This window comes from Bradyrhizobium sp. CB2312, from assembly GCF_029714425.1.
In the GTDB taxonomy this organism is placed as follows: Bacteria; Pseudomonadota; Alphaproteobacteria; order Rhizobiales; family Xanthobacteraceae; genus Bradyrhizobium.
Genome location: NZ_CP121668.1, coordinates 7317714 through 7337758, shown reverse-complemented (window position 1 = coordinate 7337758; position 20045 = coordinate 7317714). Strand labels below are relative to the sequence as shown.

20 protein-coding genes are annotated in these 20045 nt (G+C 65.3%); 3 read left to right on the top strand and 17 right to left on the bottom strand.

From position 1 onward, the window contains the following. Window positions 1-60: 60 nt before the first annotated feature. The 6 genes from QA642_RS35595 to QA642_RS35570 all read right to left on the bottom strand — a co-directional run bounded on the left by QA642_RS35595 (window position 61) and on the right by QA642_RS35570 (window position 6450). The gene (locus tag QA642_RS35595) at window positions 61-1149 is read right to left on the bottom strand and encodes a mandelate racemase/muconate lactonizing enzyme family protein (protein ID WP_283081070.1); all 1089 of its coding nucleotides are present in this window, start codon (window positions 1147-1149) and stop codon (window positions 61-63) included. Window positions 1150-1287: 138 nt separating this feature from the next. Continuing rightward, entirely contained in the window at window positions 1288-1824 is a 537-nt protein-coding gene (locus tag QA642_RS35590) for a hypothetical protein (RefSeq protein ID WP_283081069.1), read from the bottom strand. Window positions 1825-1829: 5 nt separating this feature from the next. Then, entirely contained in the window at window positions 1830-3023 is a 1194-nt protein-coding gene (locus tag QA642_RS35585) for a M20/M25/M40 family metallo-hydrolase (RefSeq protein ID WP_283081068.1), read from the bottom strand. A gap of 87 nt (window positions 3024-3110) precedes the next feature. Then, a complete protein-coding gene (locus QA642_RS35580; RefSeq protein WP_283081067.1) occupies window positions 3111-4358 on the bottom strand; it encodes an MFS transporter in 1248 nt (415 codons plus the stop codon). Window positions 4359-4550: 192 nt separating this feature from the next. Then, on the bottom strand, window positions 4551-4919 hold the full coding sequence (locus QA642_RS35575) for an avidin/streptavidin family protein (protein WP_283081066.1): 369 nt from the start codon (window positions 4917-4919) through the stop codon (window positions 4551-4553). Between the two features lie 16 nt (window positions 4920-4935). Further along, on the bottom strand, window positions 4936-6450 hold the full coding sequence (locus QA642_RS35570) for a CYTH and CHAD domain-containing protein (RefSeq protein WP_283081065.1): 1515 nt from the start codon (window positions 6448-6450) through the stop codon (window positions 4936-4938). 194 nt (window positions 6451-6644) lie between these two features. On the opposite strand from QA642_RS35570, the gene QA642_RS35565 reads away from it, so the two are divergent. Next, window positions 6645-6782: a hypothetical protein gene (locus tag QA642_RS35565; RefSeq protein WP_283081064.1), complete on the top strand. Its 138-nt coding sequence runs from the start codon at window positions 6645-6647 to the stop codon at window positions 6780-6782. Window positions 6783-6890: 108 nt separating this feature from the next. Here the strand turns inward: QA642_RS35565 and QA642_RS35560 are convergent, their stop codons facing one another. The 3 genes from QA642_RS35560 to QA642_RS35550 all read right to left on the bottom strand — a co-directional run bounded on the left by QA642_RS35560 (window position 6891) and on the right by QA642_RS35550 (window position 11045). After that, window positions 6891-10001 carry a patatin-like phospholipase family protein gene (locus tag QA642_RS35560; protein WP_283081063.1) on the bottom strand — a complete coding sequence of 1037 codons (3111 nt, stop codon included), beginning with the start codon at window positions 9999-10001 and terminating at the stop codon, window positions 6891-6893. Window positions 10002-10173: 172 nt separating this feature from the next. Continuing rightward, window positions 10174-10443, bottom strand: a complete 270-nt coding sequence (locus tag QA642_RS35555; protein WP_283081062.1) for an HGGxSTG domain-containing protein — start codon at window positions 10441-10443, stop codon at window positions 10174-10176. After that, window positions 10440-11045: a hypothetical protein gene (locus QA642_RS35550; RefSeq protein ID WP_283081061.1), complete on the bottom strand. Its 606-nt coding sequence runs from the start codon at window positions 11043-11045 to the stop codon at window positions 10440-10442. The genes QA642_RS35555 and QA642_RS35550 overlap by 4 nt, the downstream gene beginning before the upstream one ends. Window positions 11046-11448: 403 nt before the next feature. Here QA642_RS35550 and QA642_RS35545 point away from each other — a divergent pair, with 403 nt between their 5' ends. Continuing rightward, window positions 11449-12423 (top strand): tripartite tricarboxylate transporter substrate binding protein, encoded by a 975-nt coding sequence (locus tag QA642_RS35545; RefSeq protein ID WP_283081060.1) that lies wholly within the window; start codon window positions 11449-11451, stop codon window positions 12421-12423. A gap of 32 nt (window positions 12424-12455) precedes the next feature. Here QA642_RS35545 and QA642_RS35540 read toward each other — a convergent pair whose 3' ends face one another. The 5 genes from QA642_RS35540 to QA642_RS35520 all read right to left on the bottom strand — a co-directional run bounded on the left by QA642_RS35540 (window position 12456) and on the right by QA642_RS35520 (window position 16685). Further along, a complete protein-coding gene (locus QA642_RS35540; RefSeq protein WP_283081059.1) occupies window positions 12456-12920 on the bottom strand; it encodes an NUDIX domain-containing protein in 465 nt (154 codons plus the stop codon). Between the two features lie 94 nt (window positions 12921-13014). Then, complete coding sequence (locus QA642_RS35535; RefSeq protein ID WP_283081058.1) at window positions 13015-13965, bottom strand: lytic transglycosylase domain-containing protein; 951 nt, start codon at window positions 13963-13965, stop codon at window positions 13015-13017. Window positions 13966-14145: 180 nt separating this feature from the next. Then, the gene (locus QA642_RS35530) at window positions 14146-14421 is read right to left on the bottom strand and encodes a hypothetical protein (protein WP_027558397.1); all 276 of its coding nucleotides are present in this window, start codon (window positions 14419-14421) and stop codon (window positions 14146-14148) included. A gap of 79 nt (window positions 14422-14500) precedes the next feature. Continuing rightward, a complete protein-coding gene (locus QA642_RS35525) occupies window positions 14501-15358 on the bottom strand; it encodes a VOC family protein (protein ID WP_283081057.1) in 858 nt (285 codons plus the stop codon). 136 nt (window positions 15359-15494) lie between these two features. After that, entirely contained in the window at window positions 15495-16685 is a 1191-nt protein-coding gene (locus QA642_RS35520; RefSeq protein WP_283081056.1) for a urate hydroxylase PuuD, read from the bottom strand. A 235-nt stretch (window positions 16686-16920) separates the two neighbouring features. Here QA642_RS35520 and QA642_RS35515 point away from each other — a divergent pair, with 235 nt between their 5' ends. After that, window positions 16921-18249 (top strand): sorbosone dehydrogenase family protein, encoded by a 1329-nt coding sequence (locus QA642_RS35515; protein WP_283081055.1) that lies wholly within the window; start codon window positions 16921-16923, stop codon window positions 18247-18249. Between the two features lie 172 nt (window positions 18250-18421). On the opposite strand, the gene QA642_RS35510 is transcribed toward QA642_RS35515, so the two are convergent. The 3 genes from QA642_RS35510 to QA642_RS35500 are packed head-to-tail and all read right to left on the bottom strand — an operon-like array spanning window position 18422 to window position 19983. Further along, window positions 18422-19222 carry an SDR family NAD(P)-dependent oxidoreductase gene (locus QA642_RS35510; RefSeq protein ID WP_283081054.1) on the bottom strand — a complete coding sequence of 267 codons (801 nt, stop codon included), beginning with the start codon at window positions 19220-19222 and terminating at the stop codon, window positions 18422-18424. A gap of 1 nt (window position 19223) precedes the next feature. After that, on the bottom strand, window positions 19224-19778 hold the full coding sequence (locus tag QA642_RS35505) for a carboxymuconolactone decarboxylase family protein (RefSeq protein WP_283081053.1): 555 nt from the start codon (window positions 19776-19778) through the stop codon (window positions 19224-19226). 13 nt (window positions 19779-19791) lie between these two features. Next, window positions 19792-19983 carry a hypothetical protein gene (locus QA642_RS35500; protein WP_283081052.1) on the bottom strand — a complete coding sequence of 64 codons (192 nt, stop codon included), beginning with the start codon at window positions 19981-19983 and terminating at the stop codon, window positions 19792-19794. Window positions 19984-20045 lie beyond the last annotated feature (62 nt).

Below are 20045 nucleotides of genomic sequence, written 5' to 3'. Positions count from 1 at the left end.
TCCCCAACCCTCTCCCGCAAGCGGGAGAGGGGCGCACCTCGCTCGCAGCGGCGATCAGCCCTACGCCGCCAATTTCGCCAACCCTGTCCAGTCAAAGCTGATGCCATGGCCGGCGCGGTCCGGCGCCAGCGCCTTGCCGTCCTCGAGCACCAGCGGGTGCTCGATATATGTGTCCAACCCGAAGCCGTGCGCCTCCAGGTACGACCGGTTCGGACAGGCCGCGAGCAGGTGCACGGTGATGTCGTGCGCGCCGTGGCTGGTGACGGGCAGGTTGAAGGCTTCCGCCAGCCGCGCGATCTTCATGAAGCTCGAGACGCCGCCGCAATTGGTGACGTCGGGCTCGGGATAGGACACCGCGCCCGCGACGATGTAGTTCTTGAACTCCCACAGCGAGCGCAGATTCTCGCCTGCCGCGATCGGCACCCCGCCGGCCTGCAGGATGCGGGCATGGCCGGCGACGTCGTCGGGGATAACAGGCTCTTCCAGCCAGGTGAGATCGTAGGGAACGAAGGCGCGCGCGGCGCGGATCGCTTCCTCGACCGTCCACTTCATGTTGGCGTCCGCCATCAGCGGAAAGCCGTCGCCGAGATGCTGTCGCATCGCGGAGACGCGCGCGACGTCGGATTTGAGATCGGGCCGGCCGACCTTCATCTTGATGGCGCGAAAGCCTTTCGCGAGATTGCCGTCGGTCTGCTCGAGCAGTGCCTCGACCGACAGATCGAGGTCGATGCCGCCGGCATAGCACGGCACGCGCGCGTCAAAACCGCCGAGCAACTGGTACAGCGGCAATTTCGCGCGCCGCGCCTTCAGGTCCCACAGCGCGATGTCGAGCGCGGACAGCGCCAGCACCGCCGGCCCGCCGCGCCCGCCATAATGCAGGCCCCACCAGACATGATGCCAGACGGCTTCCGTGTCGTCGGCCTCGCGCCCTTCGACCAGCGGCGGAATCTCGCGCGTGAGAATATCGGCGACCGCCCCGCCATTGCGCCCGACCGTGTAGGTGTAACCGACGCCCTCGGCGCCATCGGCATCGCGTACTCGGCAGGTGATCAGCTCGAACGCCGCGATCTCGCCATGGGTGGAGTCGGAGAGCGTGATGGGCAGGGGGATCCGGTAGAGGGCGGATTCGATGTTTGCGATGCGTGGCATGTAGCCTCCCGGTTTTTTCTTGTCGTAGGATGGGTAGAGCGCAGCGAAACCCATCATCGTCAATGTTGGGGGATGGGTTTCGCGACGCTCTACCCATCCTACGCACTGCAACGCGCAACAAGGCGCGGGCGATCCCGCTTACCGCTTGGTGGCGTAATAATTGATGCTGATCGAGGCCCGGTGCGGCGAGGTTCGCCACACCGACATCTCGAGCCCGTCGCCGCTGCCGGCACCGACATGCCAGCTCGCCAGACGATGATTGTCGTCGTTGGACGGCTTGTCGGTCCGCTCACGGGCCTTCAATGATGTCTCGATCAGCCCGGGCAGGGCGTCGGCCGAGACGCCGACGGCCGACACCGTGCAGGTCACGCTCGGACCATCGTCAGGTCCTGCAAAATAGGCCGTCATGCTGCCGAGCCTCTCCCCCCGCCTGATCAGCTTCGCCGAGTAGAGAAGGTCGATTGTTGCCCCACGCTCCATCTCGGCCGTGATCGGGCCGCCGTCGCTGACAAAACCCAGACCCGCTGCGATACGCTCGACCTGGCTTGGCCTCGCCGGCTTGGGCGCGCAGATCTTTGCGAAGAGATCAACCAGCAAGGCGCCGTTGTCCTCTTCCGCACCAGCCGCGCCCGCAAGCGCCAGCAGCGCAAATCCTGCGAGCGCGAACCGAACCACGCCAATCACCGCATCGTCGCGAGCTGCACAGCCAGCGCGCAGGCGCGGTCGTATTCGTCGAGATTGATCCACTCGTCGATGGTGTGCGCTTCGTTCTGCCCGGCACCGAAAGTCACGGTGGGAACGCCATGGCGCACCATCCAGTTGGCATCCAGGCCGCCATTGGCGGCGCGGACATTCGGCGTGCCGCCGACCGCGGCCACCGCCTCGATGGCGCGTTTCACCACGGGCAGGCTCTCCTTCATGCGGAACGGATAATAATCGGTCTCCGCCTTGAACTTGACCTTGCCGGACTTGCCTTGCGCGTTCGTGACCTTCTTGGCCGCCTTCTCGAACGCGGCCTTGTACGCCTTGGTGATCTCCTTGAAGAATTTTCCGTCGTGGCTGCGGCTCTCGCCGCGCACATGGACGTAGTCGGTGACGACGTTGGTGGCATCGCCCGCGGGGCGGCCTTCGCCGCCGGTGACGGGGCCGACATTGCTGGTGCCTTGACGCTTGCCCTTCACCACCTTGCCGAACCAGCCGCCGGCCTTCACCTCGGCAAGCGCCAGCGCCATGATCATGGTCGAGGAGATGCCGCGCTCCGGCGCGACGCCGGCATGCGAGGCGCGACCAAGAATTTCGACGGTCCAGCGATCGGCGCCGACCGCGCCGATCACGACATTGGAGGCCGCGCCGCCGTCATAGTTGAACGCCATCACCGGCTTGCCGAGCTCCTCCAGCTTGACGTGGCGCGCGCCATAGAGCCCGCTCTCCTCGCGCACGCAGAACAGCAGGGTGATCGGCGGATGGTCGAGATTCTGCTTGGCAAGCTCCGCCGCCAGCGTCACCAGCACGCCGCAGCCGCAGCGATTGTCGCCGCCGAGCGCGGTTTTTGCCTCGTTGACGATCTTGCGGCCGGATTTCTTGGGCTTGGCACCGGCGCAGAGCGGCACGGTGTCCATGTGGGTCATGAACATGATGCGCGGCTGGTTGTGCAGGGCGCCGCGGCCGGGCAGGTCGACGATGAGGTTGCCGGTCTCGGTCGGCACTGGAATGCGCGTGTTGGCATCGTCGAGCCGGATCGCCTTGGCCGGCACGCCGGCCTCCTTCAATGCGGCCGTGAGCTCACGCCCGATCGCCGCCTCCTGTCCTGTGACGCCCTCGACGGCGAGGAAGCGCATGAGACGGTCGGTGGCGGCCTTGGTGTCGACGGGCATGAGCTGAATTCCTTGACTCGTAGGATGGGTAGAGCGAAGCGAAACCCATCGCCTCAAGATGATGGGTTTCGCTGCGCTCTACCCATCCTACGAATGGGACGATGTGTAAGTCAAAAAGATCAGCACCCCCAGGAACAGCGCCGCAGCCATGAACAGCAGCACCGCCGGCAAGCCCGCGAACGCCGCGACCGCGCCGGTGACGGACTGCATCAGCGCCGCCCCGAGGAAGAAGGCGAGGTTCACGGCCGCGAGCGCCTTGCCCGCGGTTTGCGCGTCGACCAGCTGCCTGGACATGCCGAACACCAGCGGCTGCGCCGAGGTCGCAAGCCCGATGAGCACGAACAGCACGAGGTCGTATTGCGGCGGCATCACCGACAGCCCCAGCAGCGCGGAGACCGGATAATGCGGCGCTCCGAGCGCCATCAGCGCCAGCAGCAGCGCGCCGGCCAGATGCGAGCCGGCCACCAGCGCGCGGCGGCGGCCGAGCCTGCGGTCGATCACGCCGATGCACAGCGGCCCCGCGATCATCGCCAGCGTGAATGCTCCGAGCTGGTTGCCGGCCTCGACCCGCGTCAGTCCCTTGACCTCCATCAGCCACGGCCCGCCCCACAGGCCGCGCAGCACCAGCGAGGTCGCCAGCGACACCAGCGCCAGCGCGATCAGGCCGCGCAGCGGCCGCGAGAAGCCGAGCCTGAGCACCTCGATCATCTGCGACAGCGGCGAGGAATCGTCCTTGTGCTCGGCCGGCTGGCTCGGCACCAGCAGGAACACCGCGAGCGCCACCAGCAGGCCGCCAGCTGCCGAAATCCAGAACCCGGCGCGCCAGCCGTAAGTGTCGACCACGAAGGCAAGCGGGCTCGACGACAGCAGCATGCCGATATTGCCGATCGAGAGGATCGCGCCCGACCACAGCCCGAACCGCGCCGCCGACAATTGCTTCGCGGCGAGCGTCATCGGGCACATCAGCATGCCCGAGGTCGCGACGCCGAGCAGCACCTGCCCGAAGGCAAAGCTCGAAGGTCCCGTCGCAAAGCCCGACGCGATGGCGCCGACCACGGTTCCCGCGAGCAGGCTCAGCGACACCGGCCGCACGCCGAACCGGTCCATCGCCGCGCCGACCGGAATCTGCGCGGCGGCAAAGGCGAAGGGATAGACCGAGGTGAGGCTCGCCAGCGCCTGCGGCTCGATATGAAAATCCGCCGCCATCAGATCGAGGCTGACGGCGGGGATGGTGCGCAGCAAGGTCGAGAGCATGTGCCCGCAGGCGAGCGCAAGCAGCGCAAAGATCAGCGCGCGGGTGCCATGTCCCGCTTCATCCGTGGCAACCGCACTCATAGCGTCCCGTCCCGGCAAGGGTTTTTGCCGGGTTACACGATCGGGCGGAGGGTGCCAATGGCGGGAGAGGGCAGCCCCCTCATTCCGGATTGCCTTGGCTAGATCGCGGCGCGGAAGATCAGATACAGGGGCAGATGCTGCTTGCCGAGGTTGTCGGCAATGGCACTGATGGGGCGGACGGAAGGCCCGGCGCTAGGTGCGCTCGAACGTGTCGACATTGGTTGTCACGGCGCGCCACCAGTTCAGCGGCTTGAGTTTTGCGGGATCGCCTTCGCTGGCGGCGCTCAGCGCCTGGTCGGCGACCACAAACCAGGCGGTCTCCATCTTCCCGTGGCGCAACAAGCCCGTGTACGAGACGACGCGGTCCCCCGTCGCGGACGAGCCGACGGCGACAAAGCCGATGCAATTGCCCCGATGAAACCCGGTGACCTGCACCGTCTGCCCATAGAAACCGCTGTCTTCAAGCGCGGTCTCGAACGTGCCCTCGATGCGTCCCTCGACATCGCTGATGACGCGCAGGATGGAGCCGAACTGGTTTCGCCAACTGCCGACCCATGACATGCCGGTTCTCCCGCGGTCACTTGCCCGGCGCGACGCGCAGCCGGTGCAATCGATGCAGCTCTTTTGCGGCGTCCTTCATCAGGCCGTTCGCCGCCTCGCGCTCCCGGCCGACGATGAATCCCGATGCGAACGCCTGGGCGCGCCGGTTCGCCGGCGGCGCCGCCAGCGCCGCCTCGGTCGCGAGCTCGCGATGCGCCATGAAGTCGTTGAGCGATCCCAGCGCGGATTGGATTTGCTTCAGCCGGCTGGCGAGGATTCCGAGCTGCTTGCGGTCGCGATCGCTGTAGAGGCTCCCAAAGAAGTCGACGGCATAGCGGATCTTCTTGACCTTGATCCGCAGCTTGTGGCGCTGCGTCGGGTCGAGATCGTCCAGATGCTTGCCCTGCTTGCGCGCCCTCCTGATCCGCCGGTCGAGCAAGGCCGCGGCATAGGTGGCAATCGACCGGTCGTCGCCGGCGCGGGACTGTTCAGTCTCGATCCACTCGATCACGTCGATCAGCAGGCGGCGGTAGCGGGCGGAGCCGACCGCCTCGCGGGCGCGTGCGAAGGCTGCGCTTCGTTCCGCGGAAAATCTCTTGGCGATCGCGCGAGCGCCGCGTTTCGGGACGCCCTGGTCGGCGATCGGCCGAATACTTTCCTCGAGGAATACGTCGATCTCGCGCGCCGGCGCCAGCTCGCCCGTGAGCCATTTGAGCTCGGCCTTGATCCGTTCCGTGCTGGCGCGCGGCAGGATGTCGGAGAACAGCGAGATCGCGGCCCGCAAGCGCCGCAGGCCGACGCGCATCTGGTGGACGCCTTCCGAATCCATGTCCCGCACCGGATCGGCATTCGCCGTGATCTGGCGCAGCGTCGAATGCGCGATCACGCCGAAGGCATTGCGCGGCGAGAGCTCGCCTTTCAGTGCGATCGGCTCGGCGTGCTGCGCGCCTGCGCCGTGTCCGGTGACGAGTTGAAAGCCTCGCTCGGCTTTCGAGCGCAGATCGAGCTCGGCGCCCGTCTTGCGTTCGAGGTTGCGCGCCAGCCGGAACAGATCGGCGACCTGCCCCGACTTCAATTCCAGCTCGAGCTCGGCAACCGGCCGCGAGCGCCGTCCGGCAGCGACGTGGCCGCGGTCAACGGCGAGCTCGATCTCGCTCCGTCGCACCCGCCTTGCCTCGGTCGTGCGATGGACCTCGGTCTGAAATACCGGCCGCAGCTTGCGCGGAAGTTTTTTGGACGCGAGGTCGTCGAGAGGCGTGTTCTTGATCTTCTTGAAGTCGGGCTTTGCGCCTGCGACCTCATGTTCCCATTCGCCGCGCGTGACGGTTCCGGAGCCGCCCGCCTTCACGGTCTGCACGTAGCGATCGCCAACCTTGCGGACGCGGAGCGTGAGGCCATGCCGCCTGAGCTTCTGATTGCTCGTGTCGTAATAGGTTGACACAAGCGCCTGCTCCGAGCGGTCGCCGAGTCGCCCGTTTGAAGCGGCAGCGCGCAAGACGGATGACAGCTTTTGCGGCGCAAGGCGGAATTTGAGTTCCGTTTCGGCATTCATCGGCGTGCTTCCGTTGCCCATTCAAAGTGGCGCCACCGCGAGAAGTTCCGGCGGCAACGGACATTTCGAATCCCGATGATCCGGCAACCGATCCCGCCGCAGGCGTCATCGAAAATTCACGGAACTCCGCCTGAGAACGCTCGATTGACTGACGTCATCGCGTCACTTGATCGCGTCACCAGGAGGAGGCGTCCGTGAGCATAAAGAACGTCATTGCCATCCTTGTCATCGTGTGTGTCCTGGCCGGCGGTGCGACCGCGCTCTATCGTCTGGACAATGGCGAAGGAACTCGCACCAGCCACGATATCTCGGCCAAGACGGCGTCGGATTGACGGCCTTTGGAAGTGGGAGCTTCGAAGTGGACAGGCGGAGCGAGCTATCGCGGCGCCGGCCGTGCATGGCCGGCGCAGTTCGTCGCGTGCAATGCGATGTGACGCCGATCAGGCCAGGGCCGGGATGACGCGGTCGGCGACTTCCCCATCTTGGCCTTTTCTGATGTCGCCTTTGAGCTTCTCGACGATTGAAAGGAAAGTGGGGGGCGCCCCGGTCGTCGCGGTCGCCGAAAGACCGCCGCCGGAGGCGAATGCGCGTTCTGCGATCTCATAGCCGAGGGTGCGGTAGCTTTCGAATTGAGATTCCGAGAAGAACTGGTTCAGCGTCGTCTCGTGTGGAAAGGTCGCGTGGGCTATCGCATAGCTCAGGACGCCCATGGGCTCCGTGCCGTGCAGGCCGGACTTGAAATACAACAGCACTCCGTCTTGTGATTTGCCGCCATCGGCCTCGTGATAGCGAATATCGCCAATCGCCCAGTAGGGCGCCTGCTCTGCAGGGGTGGGACGTTCCTTGAAGCGCTTCTTGAGAAGGTCGAGGCCGTGCAAGTCGATGCGCACGCCGAGATCGATCCAGATCTTGCGCAGCGCATTGCCGAGATCCTCGAAGGAATAATCGGGATCGCAGCCGGCGTCGCTAACGACGATAACCCGGCAACGCCGGCGAACCATTTCGTAGAGGCCGAGATTCTCAAAGTGCCCGCCGTCGGTGAGATAGACCCAGCGCCGGGTTTCGCTGGTCAGGCCGAACATCTCCATGAAGAACGGCCACAGCGCAAAGGGTGGCTTGACGTTCGCGTATTCGGGATTGTCGCCACGCGGGTTGGCCAGCCACCAGCCGAGGCGCACGTTGAAGAGCGCCATCAGGAAGGCGACACCCGGCGAGGAGTTGTAACCCATGCTCGGGCTTACGGCAGCGCCCGAAATCGCCATTGCGGTCCCGAGCGTAAGGCCGAGCGGTGCTCCGCCGTAAGGCCGCTCCTGTTCGGCTCGAGCGTAGGTCGTCCGATAAGCGCCGTCCGAAAATGCCGCGCTGCCGCTGCCGCAATGGAGTGGCGAGAACGTAAAGGGCGCTGCCATTCGTTCTTGCCAGGCGAGGTTCTTGGACGACACGAGGTTGAGCGCCGCGCTGATCACGTGGAACGGCCTCCAACGGGCCCCTCGCGGGACGACGCCAGGCTTCCAGAGGTCTTGCAGATACGGGCTGTCGCGGCCGTCGAAATCCGTAAAGGCATTCTTGGTCTTGTCGCGGTCTTTCTCGTCGCGCGATGCGCCGAGAAACGCGCGCACCAGGCGGTTCCGGTAGAGGCTATGGAGAGAGTAGCGGTTGATGCTGAGGACGAGTGAGGCCGCGATGATCAGCACCGAAAGCGTGAAGCCGGCCAGGAGCACGATTGTCCAGGGCATATGGCTGCTCGCGTCGGGCTCGAAGGATCTGAAAGCAGCATCCCAGCCAATGGACAGCAGGGCGACCAGGATGATCGCGAAAAGCGCAGCCGCGATCGCGGCGATCGTGTTGAGTCCGAGGTACTGGCGAAAGCCTGATACCTGCTCGGCGGCGGCCTTGGTCTTCGTACTCGCGCCCAGGATGACCGAAAGCAGGCCTGAGATACCCCCGCCAGCGGCAAGCGAGGGAACGAAGGCGCTGCTCTCGATCCATTTTGCAGCCGCGGGCGCGCCAAGCACGAGCCCGAACCACAACAGCCAGCCGATATAAGCCAACGTGAATATTCCGCTCGATCGCGCCTGGAATTCGAGCCCGACGTCCACCTCGGACAGAAATTCGGCAAACGCGATGTAGATGACGTCGGCGACGATGCGCGCCATCACGAACCAGGGCAGGCCGAGGACGCAGGCAAAGATTGCTGTCGTGGCGTTGGAGCCATGCTGGTTCAGATACCAGAGCAAGGCCAGTCCCGCGGCGCTCAGCAGCCCGAAAGCCCCGCCGGCGACGCACCAGGCGGCGAGATCGATCCAGCGCTGCCAGGGACTGACCGTGCCCGTGCGCGGCGAGCGCGCTGAATGGCCGAAGACACGCCTCCATACGCGCGCCAGCAACGAGGAGGCGAGATAGAAGACGACTCCAAGGAGGGCGCCGCGAATGACGACGTTGACGTAGAATCGAAGTCCCTCGGCCTCTCCGGGCTTGAACCCGAGCTTGTCGGTCACGTCCGTGAGCGTCGCCAGGCCATAAGGGCTTTGCAGCACGAAAACCAGCAGTGCGGCTCCGACAAGGAATGGCGCGAGGTCGCACACGAGAAACCAGGATTGCGAGACATTGATCCAGCCGCGGGCGGGCCGGTTTGCGAAGGAGAACGACAGGGAGACCAGGAAGCACAAGGTGGGTACGATCATCAAACCCAGGAACCACATCCTCTCGTCCTTGATGCTTTGGGCATCAATAACGGCAAAGTAGAGGGCCTTGGTGATGAGCACCGCGAGGATCATCGGCGGGACGAGCAGGACCCAGTTCAGGAACAGATTGCGCAGCACGCTGGCAACGTCGCTCCACAGGTCAGGGGAGATCGACGAGAAGCTCGGCGCGAGAAAGTGCGAATTGCGCCGGAGGTTCGAAATCGGCTCCGCCTCTTCGTGATCTCCGAGTCGACCGCGGCTGTCGCGCCGGTTGAGCAAACCGACCGGGTCCGGCGCGGAGCTCCGATTGGTCTTGTGTGCACCTGCGGCTGCCGCGGCAGACGATTTTTCGCGCACCTTCTCACGCCGGCGCTCCTGATAGAGCCAGGCTGACAGCCAGCTGCCGATATATCCGCCTCCCGACACGGTCGACAGATACTCAAACTGCGCGAGAGCCGAGCCCGACTCCTCATCTGGACGCTTCGACCTGACCTTGAGGGCTGCAATCCTCTGCAGGATGCCGAGCGCGAACGACGCGCTGCGGATTCCGCCACCGGACAGGCAGAGCGCCCACCGATCGTCGGCGTTGAGCGCCCGGTAGACTTCAAGGAGTTGCTCAGGGACGGGAGCCGTTGGCGGCAGCGATGGGCCCTGCGAGGACAGGGAGGAGCGCTGCGAAGCTTGAGCCGATGTCGCCGAGGGCGGTGGCGCCGGTGTGGGCGGCGCCTCGGACGCCGGCTGAGCGGGTGCCAGCTTGGCCGAGCCGCCGGTTGCCGGATCTTTGTCTTTCGGCGGGAATTCCAGAGGTGCGCCGGCAAGCGCCCGCCGCTCCTCCCAAAGCACCTGCGAAAGGTTCAATGCCCCCACGACACCTCTCCCCTGTTTCACCGAGACAGGACTAAGCTAGCGACAGCGGGAACAGCGTGCGTGTGAGATAGTTCACAAACACGTATAAATTGTCAAAGGGCCTGATAGGGAAGAGCGAAGGCGGAAGCAAAATCCATCGATTCCGGGAGAGGCGGCTCGATTCACCGGCGGGTCACTTCAACTTCTGCAGCAGTCCTTGCGCCTCGTCGAGCAGCAGTCGCTGCTTTACCCGCTCGGCCACGGCTTCTCGCGTGAACCCTCCGTGCCTCCGCGCATTCTGGTTTCCCTTCGGCGCGCCGCATCTGCGTCCGCCGCCGTGCATACGGCAGCGGGATTTGCCGCTCGACGCCGGTGCGCGGCACGCATCGCCGTCGCGGGTCCTGGCGCCGCAGCGGGGACTGGTCAGCATCGGGCCGGTGTTCCGATCGTGACGGCCGGTCATCGGCCCGCCTCTTGCCTCGCCTCGCTCGGGCCTGCCTCAGCAACAAGCACGTTGGCGTGCTGCGTGACATGGCCCACGATCTCCTTGCCGCCGTCCTGCACCGACAGATTCCGCACCGTGATGGGGCGCTCATCGTTGCCGCGATGGCAGCCGAGCGCCTCTATCTGGGCTGCAAAGGTGCGTGTCAGCCGGGTCAATGCGCGCGTGATGCTCTCCTGCTGCGCAAGATCGTCGGTGCAGGCGAGGCGACAGGCGGAGCGCATCGCCGCCATGTGGACGCATACCATCTGCGCCGCGAGCATGGACTCGATGGAATCGCCGGGGGCGATGCGCTTGATCGTCGAAATCATGAAGGCGAGATTGGCTTCGTCGGGTCTATGCCCGATCGCGCTCGCCTTCGCCAACTGCTTGAGAATGCCGTGCAGCGCGTCGCGGTCGACGGCGCCGAGCGCCTCGGCCAGCAGCCGTTCGCCGGCTTGCGGATCGGGATGCTTGATCGCGATGCGTTTCTTGTAGAGCCGGATGCGCGGGTTCGCGATGGAGCCGCTGCGATCGTTTGCCGCAACCGGCGGCGTGCCCTGGAGGGTCGGAGCCGTCGTCATATGCTGTGTCCTTTGCTGACGCAGGCGCGCGCGAGCGACCGTTCGCTCGTTGCGCGCGGATGCGAATTTCGGGATGTCGATGAAGGGCTTACGCGCAACTGCGTCGGCACGGCCGCGGCCGGTCCGGTATGGATGCTGACGATTGTTGCGATGGTGCCATTCTGCCGGTGTTTTGCCCGACGTGTCAAATCCTCTTGCGTGATGCGCAAGTCCTTGTTCGCGCAGGCGCCGGCTACTGTGCATGGGGTTGTTTTCAAATTTTTTGTTTGCAATCGGCTCTCACCTGCCGCGCGGCGGAATGCCGGCATGGAAACGCGATTGCGCAATCGCGCGCGGCCGCTAATCATGGTGCACGAATGCACCCGCATCACACAAGCGGCGGCGAAGGTGGGGAGAGAGACCAATGCAACGAACGCTTCGCCTGCTGGCGCTTGTCGCCGCACTGTGCGCGTCGACAGAGGTCCTCGCGCAAAAATATCCGGCGCATCCGGCCAAGATCATGGTCGGCTTCAGCGCCGGCGGCCCGGTCGATGTCGTCGCGCGCATCGTCGCCGACCGCCTCGGCAACAAGCTCGGGCAGCCCTTCGTGGTCGAGAACCGGGCGGGTGCCAACGGCATGATCGCCGCAGAGGGCGTGGCGCGTGCGGATGCGGACGGCTACACCATCCTCGCCTGCAACTCCTCCACCATCACGCTCAACAAGACGCTGTTCAAGGATGCCCGCTACGATCCGATCAATGACTTCGCGCCGCTCACCACCGTGGTGTCGGCGCCGCTGGTGCTGGTGGTCAATCCGGAGAATCCCAAGACGGCGAACATCAACACCGTCGCCGATCTCGTCGCAGCCGCAAAGGCCAAGCCGGGCGAGCTTGCCTACGGCTCCGGCGGCAACGGCAACCTCGCCCATCTCGCCATGGAGCTGCTGAGCCAGAAGGCCGGCATCAAGCTGATCCACGTGCCCTATCGCGGTGGGGCTGCGTCCGAGGTCGGCATCCTCGCGCAGGAGGTGCTCGCCGTGTTCGATCCGCTCTCCGCGGTGCCGCTGGTGAAGGCCGGCAAGCTGCGCGCGCTCGCGGTGTCCTCGGCCGAGCGGCTGCCATCGCTGCCGGATGTGCCGACCGTCGCGGAGGCCGGCTATCCCGGCTTCGACATCTCGTTCTGGGTCGGCTTCTTCATGCCGAAGGCAACGCCCGCGCCGATCCTGGAGACGCTGCACCGGGAGATCGTTGCCGCCGCCAGAGATCCAGTGCTGCAGGAGCGGCTGGAGACGCAGGGCGTCGTCAGCGTGCTGAGCCCGGCCGACTACGCCGCCAAGATCGCGAAGGAAACGAAAGAGCTCGCCGAGGTCGTCGCGGCCGCGAACATCAAGGCGGAGTAAGACCTCCGGGTGAGGGACCGCACCGCGGCGAGCTAGCCCGCGCCGCCGACCAGTCGCGCCAGCCGCTCGAGCAGCGGACGCTGGCCCTCATTTATCTTCCCGGCCGCTTCCTCGAGCGTGAAGAACGCGGCGCGGTCGATCTCGGGAAACGCCTGCCGCTTGCCGCTGCGCGGCGGCCATTCGATCTCGAACGTGTTGCTGCGAATATTGTGCGTATCGACATCGAGCTCGATGGCGAAGGCGGTCACGATCTTGCCGCCGCGCTGCTTCACCTCGCCCAGCGCAATGAGGGGCTCGGTCACCTCGACGCCGAGCTCCTCGGCGAATTCGCGCCGCGCAGCTTGCTCGGCATCTTGCCCGTCTTCATATTCGCCCTTCGGGATCGACCACGTGCCGAGATCCTTGTTGCGCCAGAACGGGCCGCCGGGATGGACCAGCAGAACCTCGATCTCCGATCGCACGCGATAAGCGACGATCCCGGCGCTTCTCGTTGGCATCGCTGGTTCCTCATCTCGCCTTCACGGCTCGGCTGAAACCGAGCCTCTCAACGTCGTCCAACGCCGCTTCCACGAACGGCTTCCGGTCCGCGCATCAGCTTGAAGACCGTTCGCGTGCGGCAAGGCGGATGGCGCGGGCCTTGGCACTCTTGCCGGCCGCACGCGCCGCGATCATGCTGCGTGCCTTGGTGGTCTTCCGAATCACCGAGGCGAGCCGCTTGCGCGCACGGTTGGCGGTCAAACGCGCCGCCAGTTGCTCGGCCTTGCGCATGATGGTGGCGACCGAGGGCGTCAGGTTCACCGGAACCCAGGCGACGTCCTTGATCTTGGACAGACTGCCGATGCCTTCGCAAGGTGCTTCACGCGGCAGGTCGATCCGGATCGCGAGCGCTTCGGCCCGTGCGGTCCAGTCTTCGGCCTTGGTGCCGGTGATGATGCGGACATAATCGCGCGTCTCGCGCGGCAGCTCGCTCTCCCTGGCGAGCCATTTCTGGATGCGGCCGGGGCCGGCGTTATAGGCGGCCGCGGCAAGACCGAGATTGCCGAAATCGTCGCGCAGCCTGCCCAGGAATTTCGCCGATGCGGGCAGCGCCTTCATCGGATCGAAGGGATCGTCGAGCCCGACCTCGGCGGCCGTCTCCGGCATGAATTGCGCAACGCCCTGTGCGCCGGCCTGGCTGACCTCGTTGGACTTGAAGCGGCTCTCCTGCCAGATCAGGCGCGCGAAGAACGGCACCGGAATGCCGCTGGCTTCCGCGGCCTCGCGAAGCGCGTGGCAGAATTTTTCAGTCGCCGAAAGCGGGGCGGGAGCGACGGTTTCAACCGTGCGCGCCGGCTCGATCGTCTCCTCATAGGCAGCGCGCGCATTCGCCAGCTCAATGGCCTGCACGCTGGAAAGGAAGAGCTCGACGAGGGGAACCAGCGAGGGCCCGCGATCGGTTTTGAGAAGGGCGTTGTCGGTGTTTTCCGCTTGCCGGGACGTCGTCGAGCCGACGTCGCACATCACGATCAGGAACGCAGCGCAAGCCGCGACGAGAAATCGCATCTCGGTAAGAGTCCTCGAACTGTGGGGGAACATCCGGCGTGCGCCGGCGACGAGGACTTCATTAACCGTAATTGCGGCGAAGCTGCGATTCTGCAGGGTGGGTCGGTGTTAGTACGGGTGTTCCCGCCGCAGAACCGGGAACCACCAACAAATGCGTACGTGCAACCGGTAGAGCGGCGGCTACGTCTTGGGAAAGTCCTTGCGCATCGCGATCTCGGCGGCATCACCGGGCGACAGCACGGTCTGGTCGAACGCCGCCTGCGGCCTCGTCATGATGTCGTAGAGCGAGATGCCTTTGATGGGCTTGCCCATCAGCTCGCGGACGCATTCGGCGAGCGTGCCGTTGTAGACGAGATAGGGCGGCCCTCTGTCCTTCTGTCGCTCACCCTTCAGCGACGGCCACTTCTTCAGTTCGGCCGGCGCGTCATAGGCGATCGGCGATTCCTCTTTGAACATGCGCTTGGCCTCGGGCGGTGTGAAACGCCCGAAATCCTAGAGCCCGCCGGGTAAACGCTCGTTAAAGAATTAGTTCAAATCAGCCGGCAACGAAGGCGAGCAGGGTGCCGTTGGCCTTGGCCGGCGGCACGCAGATCGCGGCCCCGCTGCGCACGGCGGCCGAGCCCAGCGCCTTCTCCGTCGCCGCGAGATCGCCGCTGACGAGAACGAGCGCCGCACCGCCGCGCTCGGAGAGCCCTGCGAGCGGCACGCCCGGATAGCGGTCGCCGAGTTGCGCCAAGGTCAGATAGACGAAGTCGGCACGCTCGCCACCGGAGGGCACCGTGACGGCACCATCAGTCTCGGCCTTCGGTTCGCGGTCGATCAGACGCGCGAGGTGTGCGGCCTCCTTTGCCGGCTCCGGCGTTGTGATCAGCGTCTGCTTGATCCGCTTGGCCGCATTGGCGTGCTTCATCAGTTCAGGGATCCACACGGTCTCGCGAGTCTTGTGCTGGCAGGCGAAGATGCGCACGCCGCCTGGTGCCTCCGCGGTCGGCCACATGAAGGTGCGGAATTTCGCCGCCGAGACCGTGCCATCAGGCAGCGTCACCGGCCGTTCGAAATCGGTCGGGCCGATCGGCGTGAGGCCGCGTGCGCGGATCTCCTCGGCGCCGGCGGAGGAATCGACCGCGGTGAAGGCGATGCGCTCGATGCCTTCGCCGTGCTTGTCGACGAAGGCGCGGGCCGGCGCGTTGTGCTCGGTCGCGGCCAGCACGCCGAGCAGCTCCATGTAATCAGGGTCGAACATGATGGTGTAGTTGCCGGTGCCCATATGCGCGCTGTGGGTGCCGCGCGGCGAGACGGTGAAGCCGAGCTGCCGATAGTTCTCGGCGGCCTTGTCGAGGTCCTTCACCATGACCACGGCGTGGTCGATACCGATGACGTTCTTGAGGGCCACTGTTCTTTTCCCCGCATGCAAACTGATTTCGGCCGCAGCGGCGGCCATCGGCCATGTCTACGCCGGATAGGCGGTCAAGTCATTTTCTAATCGGCGGCAGATGCGGAATTTCGTTCCGCGATAGGCGGCGTCGACGCTACCGAGCCTGCTCGATGTAGGCGGCGAGGATGGCGCGCTCCTCGCCGGTCATCTCGGTGATGTTGCCCGGCGGCATCGCGTTGGACCAGGCCGCGACGCGGCCGATCAGGCGGATGTTGCGATGGATGTGCTCGGGCGCATCGAGCAAAATGCCCTTCGGCGCTGTCGCGATGCCGGCCCAGACCGGCTCGGCCGCATGGCACATGCTGCAACGGGACATCACGATCTCCTCGACATTGGCGAGCGTGGGCTGCGCCTGTAGTGCGCTCGTCTTCACCTCGCGCGGACCTGCCGCGGAGAGCAGGCAGATTGCGATCGCGCCCGCCGCCACAACGCCCCACACCCACCACGGCGATTTTCGTCCGGCATGGCGCTCGTTGAAGAAGTGACGGATCACCGGCCCCAGCGCCAGCACGATCGCGACGATGATCCAGTTGAAGCGCGTGGCGTAGAGCAGGGGATAGTGGTTGCTGATCATCAGCACGACCACGGGGAGCGTCAGGTAATTGTTGTGGACCGAGCGCTCCTTGCTGGCCTTGCCGAGCTTCGGGTCGGGCGCCTGTCCGGCGATAAGCGACGCGACGATCTTCTTCTGGTTCGGGATGATCAGCGCGAAGACATTGGCGACCATGATGGTGCCGATGATCGCGCCGATCTGGTTGAAGGCGCCGCGACCGCTCAGTACGTGCGTGAAAGCGTAGGTCAGCGCGACCAGGAACAGGTAGCCGCCGATGGCAAAGGGCAGCTCGCGCTGCGCCAGCCCGGTGCGGCAGGCGGCCTCGTAGAGCAGCCACGCCAGGGCAAGGCTGCCGAAGCTGAACAGGCCGGCCTGGAACGGCGTGAGGTCGAGGATCGACTTATCGACCAGGAACAGATCGGCATCGAGATAATAGACCACCACCATCAGCGCGAAGCCGGACAGCCAGGTGCTGTAGGCCTCCCATTTGAACCAGGTGAGCTCGTCCGGCATCTGGCTCGGCGCCACCAGATATTTCATGATCCGGTAGAAGCCGCCGCCATGGACCTGCCAGGCTTCGCCCTGCACGCCACCGGGCAAGTCGGCTCTCGGCCTGAGGCTGAGATCGAGCGCGATGAAATAGAAGGAGCTGCCGATCCAGGCGATCGCGGCGACCACGTGCAGCCAGCGAAGCAGCAGGCTCGCCCATTCCGATATGATGGATCCCCACATGATCATTCCGTCATTGCGGCACCGATGCCGCAGCTTTGATGACCGCAGCCGGCAGCCCAACCCCTACAATGTGTCGCACCGATCCCTGCCATTTTCCAGTATGATAGGTCATAGCTGATGCACATCGTGCGGGCAGGTCGTGACGTGGGATTCGGCAGGCGTTTGACCTGCCGCAGATCGTTTGCGGATTGAACGCCGTTGATGCCGAGACATGCAGGCCGGGAGGCAGACCGAGGTGAGAAACAGGATTTCCATCGCGATGGCTGCGGTCGTGGTTGCGATCGCTGCGCAAGCCGAGCCAGTGCTGCAAGGCAGGGATGCCTACGGCGATTGGCGGGCCGACAAGCCCGGTACAGTCCGGTTGATCCGGGCGGAGGATCTCGTGCGGCCCGGCGCCACGCGCTCGTTTGCGAGCTCCGCGCGCGTGGTGTCGCGCCCATCCGAAGCCGCGCCCCAGGTGCCGGCCGGTTTCAAGATCGAGTTGCTCGCGGACGGTTTGCGTGGGCCGCGCATCATCAGGGTCGCACCGAACGGTGACGTCTTCGTCGCGGAGACGCGGGTCGGCGCCATTCGCGTGCTGCGCACCGGCGAGGGCGGCAAGCTCGCTGCCAACGAGGTGTTTGTCAGCGGCCTGAGGCAGCCGTTCGGCATCGCCTTCTTCCCGAACGGCGACAATCCGCAATGGGTCTACGTCGCCAACACCGGTAGTGTCATCCGCTTCCCGTATCAGGCCGGCGATCTCAAGGCGCGCGGCAAGGCGGAGACGATCGTGGCGAGCCTGCCGCATGACGGCGGTCATTCCACGCGTGATGTCGTCTTCACGCCCGACAACAAGCGCATGTTCGTGTCGGTCGGCTCGCTCAGCAACGTCGCCGAGGGCATGGGCACGCCGCCGGGCGGGATGGAGGCGTGGGCGAAAGCGCAGCCGCTCGGTGCAGCCTGGGCGAGCGAGCTCGAGCGTGCCGCGGTGCTGGCCTTCAATCCCGATGGCAAGGATCGGAAGATCTATGCCACCGGCATCCGCAATTGCGTCGGCCTTGCGGTCCAGCCGGAGACCAGCTTGCCCTGGTGCTCGACCAACGAGCGCGACGGTCTCGGCGACGATCTCGTGCCTGATTACGTGACGAGCGTGAAGGAGGGCGCGTTCTACGGTTGGCCCTGGTTCTATATCGGCGGCAACGAAGACCCGCGCCATGCCGGCGCGCGGCTGGACCTCAAGGACAAGGTGACGGTGCCTGATGTGCTGATCCAACCGCACTCGGCCTCGCTCGGCATGACCTTCTATCAGGGCACGCAGTTTCCGTCCGAGTATCAGGGCGACGCCTTCGCTGCCGAGCACGGTTCGTGGAACAGATCGAAGCGCACCGGCTACAAGGTGATCCGCATCCGGATGAAGGACGGCAAGCCGACCGGCGAGTACGAGGATTTCGTCACGGGGTTCGTGGTGAGCGACAAGGAGGTGTGGGGCAGGCCGGTCGGCGTTGCCGTGGCGAAGGATGGATCGCTGCTGGTGTCGGAGGATGCCAACGGCACGATCTGGCGGGTGACAAGCGTGCCGCGGTGACGGTGCCCCCTCTCCCCTTGCGGGAGAGGGTGGCTCGCCGCGAAGCGGCGAGGCGGGTGAGGGGTCTCCATCCTCACGAACGGTCGTGCGATTGGAGAGAACCCCTCATCCGGCGCTTCGCGCCACCTTCTCCCACAAGGGGAGAAGGGAAGGGCACTGAGGTCGTTTCGACTCACCCCCGTCTCACGCTCGCCCCGCCGTCAACCGGCAGAGTCACCCCCGTGATGAAACTCGCTTCGTCCGACGCCAGGAACAGCGCGGCATTCGCGACGTCCCAACCCGTTCCCATCTTCCGGCGCAGCGGCACCTTGCTGTCGCGTTCTGCCTCGACCTCGGCGCGGGTCTTGTGCCATTCGCGGGCGCGGGTGTCGACGGCCATCGGCGTGTTCATCAGGCCAGGCAGGATGACGTTGGCGCGGATGCCGTATTCGGCGTTCTGGTAGGCGAGCTGCTCGGTGAAGGCGATCATCGCCGACTTCGTCGCCTTGTAGGCGACGTAAGGATAGGTCGTGATCGCCGCCATGGAGGAGATGTTGATGATGGCGCCGCTTCGCTGCGCACGCATGATCGGGATCACCTCCTTCGCAGCGAGAATGCAGCTCTTCAGATTGATGGCGACGACGCGGTCGAACGCCTCCTCGGTGATTTGAAGCAGCTCGGCGTCGCCGCCGGCGAGACTGACGCCGACATTGTTGTGCAGCACGTCGATGCGGCCCCAGCGCGATTGCGCGTCCGCGACCATCGCTTCGATGTCGACGGATTTGGTCACGTCGGCCTTGCAGGCCGCGGCGATGCCGTGCGTTGCGGTGATCATCGCAACCGTTTCCTGCGCCGAGTCCAGATGGTGGTCGACGCACAAGACCTTCGCGCCCTCGCGCGCGAAGGTGAGCGCGGTGGCGCGGCCATTGCCCATGCCTTCGCCGGGGCTCTGGCCGGCGCCGACCACGATCGCAACCTTGTCCTTCAAGCGCATCTCAATTCACTCCCGGGATCGGGTACTGCTGGAGTACCTCTTTGTAATAGGGCTCGTTGTCGATCTTCATGGTGGCGAGCACGCGCACCACGCCGCAATAGAAGGCAATGGTCAGCACGAGGTCGACCATGTGCTCGTCGGACAGGTGCTGCTTGATCTCGGCGAAGGTCGCATCCGACATCGCGAGCTCGCGCACCATTTCGCGGGCGCCCTTCAGGATTGCCTTGGCGAGCGGCTCCAGCTTCGATGGTTTGCCTTCGGTCTCGGCCATCAGGCCGGCGATGTCCTCGTCGGTGACGCCGAACTCCTTGCCGATCTTCACGTGGTGTGTGAATTCATATTCCGACTTCTCCATCCAGCCGACCTGGAGGATCGCAAGCTCGCGCAGGCGCGGATCGAGCTTGCTCTTGAAGCGGATATAGCCGCCGATGCCGTTGAAGGCGCGCGCCATCTCCGGAGAGTTGACCAGCAGCTTATGCAGATTGGTGTTGCGCTGGAGCATGTCGCGATATTCCGGCGCGACCTGGTCGGCCTCGAGATAGGGCAGGCGGGCCATTGCTGTGTTTCCTCTAGTGTTCTTGTGACTCGGGTTCGGGCGCCTGCAACCTCACGCCGCCGTCGACCACCAGCACCTTCGCGCCGGCGCGCGCCAGCAGGATTGCTGCGGCGCGACCATTGCCCACGCCATCGTCCGCGGCGCCGCCGCCGCTGGTCAGCGCGACCTTGCCGGCGTGGCCGGCATCATCGTCAGGGCCCTGCATGTCGCTTCATCCCGATATTTTCGTGCAAGTTAGCAATGGAGTGCAGGGGTGAGAAGGCCGAC

What these genes read in the sequence shown, in the direction of transcription:
- QA642_RS35595 (WP_283081070.1), bottom strand. Translation starts at nt 1,149, where the DNA reads ATGCCACGCATCGCAAACATCGAATCCGCCCTCTACCGGATCCCCCTG.
- QA642_RS35580 (WP_283081067.1), bottom strand. Translation starts at nt 4,358, where the DNA reads ATGAGTGCGGTTGCCACGGATGAAGCGGGACATGGCACCCGCGCGCTG.
- QA642_RS35570 (WP_283081065.1), bottom strand. Translation starts at nt 6,450, where the DNA reads ATGAATGCCGAAACGGAACTCAAATTCCGCCTTGCGCCGCAAAAGCTG.
- QA642_RS35540 (WP_283081059.1), bottom strand. Translation starts at nt 12,920, where the DNA reads ATGCCAACGAGAAGCGCCGGGATCGTCGCTTATCGCGTGCGATCGGAG.
- QA642_RS35530 (WP_027558397.1), bottom strand. Translation starts at nt 14,421, where the DNA reads ATGTTCAAAGAGGAATCGCCGATCGCCTATGACGCGCCGGCCGAACTG.
- QA642_RS35575 (WP_283081066.1), bottom strand. Translation starts at nt 4,919, where the DNA reads ATGTCATGGGTCGGCAGTTGGCGAAACCAGTTCGGCTCCATCCTGCGC.
- QA642_RS35585 (WP_283081068.1), bottom strand. Translation starts at nt 3,023, where the DNA reads ATGCCCGTCGACACCAAGGCCGCCACCGACCGTCTCATGCGCTTCCTC.
- QA642_RS35550 (WP_283081061.1), bottom strand. Translation starts at nt 11,045, where the DNA reads ATGACGACGGCTCCGACCCTCCAGGGCACGCCGCCGGTTGCGGCAAAC.
- QA642_RS35505 (WP_283081053.1), bottom strand. Translation starts at nt 19,778, where the DNA reads ATGGCCCGCCTGCCCTATCTCGAGGCCGACCAGGTCGCGCCGGAATAT.
- QA642_RS35500 (WP_283081052.1), bottom strand. Translation starts at nt 19,983, where the DNA reads ATGCAGGGCCCTGACGATGATGCCGGCCACGCCGGCAAGGTCGCGCTG.
- QA642_RS35520 (WP_283081056.1), bottom strand. Translation starts at nt 16,685, where the DNA reads ATGTGGGGATCCATCATATCGGAATGGGCGAGCCTGCTGCTTCGCTGG.
- QA642_RS35555 (WP_283081062.1), bottom strand. Translation starts at nt 10,443, where the DNA reads ATGACCGGCCGTCACGATCGGAACACCGGCCCGATGCTGACCAGTCCC.
- QA642_RS35545 (WP_283081060.1), top strand. Translation starts at nt 11,449, where the DNA reads ATGCAACGAACGCTTCGCCTGCTGGCGCTTGTCGCCGCACTGTGCGCG.
- QA642_RS35510 (WP_283081054.1), bottom strand. Translation starts at nt 19,222, where the DNA reads ATGCGCTTGAAGGACAAGGTTGCGATCGTGGTCGGCGCCGGCCAGAGC.
- QA642_RS35535 (WP_283081058.1), bottom strand. Translation starts at nt 13,965, where the DNA reads ATGCGATTTCTCGTCGCGGCTTGCGCTGCGTTCCTGATCGTGATGTGC.